We start from the raw sequence: 1,085 nt of genomic DNA on the forward strand, positions 1-1,085 counted from the left end.
AGAAACGCGTGTTTTAACCTGATCCGAACCAATCCCTGGAAAAAGATTATTTAGAAAAGAGATCATGTCAGTTCCTGCCCCGCTAAGTTCAAGGATAGAGTTTGATGGTATCGTAGTTTATCGGCGCAAAGCTAAGAGTCTTTAAGTATAAAAAAACACTATCGAGCGGGTTTTTATGCCAGAAGAAAGAGCTGTACCTAAGTTCTTTGCTTACGTGTGAGCTGATTTAATGGTGCTTGTTGTACGGCGCAGCAAATTAAATAAATGCGTCCCCTTTAATTCCAATCCAAAATAGCTTAGCGATTCCCTGCATTTACCTCTCCCCCAAACTTTCTTGTTTATACCTCAACAAAGGCGAGAGGAAGAATTCGATCAACCTTCGCTGGCCTGTTTTGATTTCTGTTGTCACTGACATACCTGGTGAAAGGCGCACTTCGCGCCCTTCGATGAGCAGCTTGTCTTGGTTGAGTGTCACTCGCGCGTTGTAGACGAGCCCTTGGCGTTCATTCTGCAGCGTATTACTAGCGTCATTTGAAATTGCATCGTCCGAAATAGAACTAATTTGCGCGTCGATCAAACCATATTTGGTGAAGTTGAAGGTATCAACTTTCACTACGGCTTTCTGGCCTTCTTGCACAAAACCAATGTCTTTGTTTTGAATCATCGCTTCGACTTCGAGTGCGCTGTCGCGCGGCACGATGTGCATTAAGAGTTGGGCGCTTTGCACAACGCCGTCAATGGTGGTGGTCGCGAGTTGTTGCACTTGCCCTGTGATCGGTGCGATAAGCGTATAGTGCGTTAAGCGCTGTTCTGCTTTGGTCACTTGCTGGGACAAGGCATCGCTTTGGACTTGTAAGGCGTTTTGCTCAGCCAATGTTTGTTTGCGTTTTTCAGCGAGATAGAGCGTTTGCTGTGTGCTGATGCTTTGCTCGGATTGCTTGAGCTGATTCAGTCGTGCTTGTTGCACGGCAAGATCTTGCTGCTCTTCGATGAGTTCTTGTTTGAGTTCAAGATATTGAAGTTTCGAGCCGTAGGATTTCTTACGCAGAGTATCGAGCGCATCTACCCTTTCCTGAATCACGGGT

General features: G+C 46.0%; 1 protein-coding gene. It reads right to left on the reverse strand.

All coding sequences use genetic code 11. From position 1 onward, the window contains the following. Positions 1-313 precede the first annotated feature (313 nt). Positions 314-1,085 (reverse strand): HlyD family type I secretion periplasmic adaptor subunit (locus A3750_RS12385; protein WP_156498558.1); only part of this gene is annotated, 772 nt, incomplete at its 5' end.

The organism is Oleiphilus sp. HI0079 (assembly GCF_001635105.1).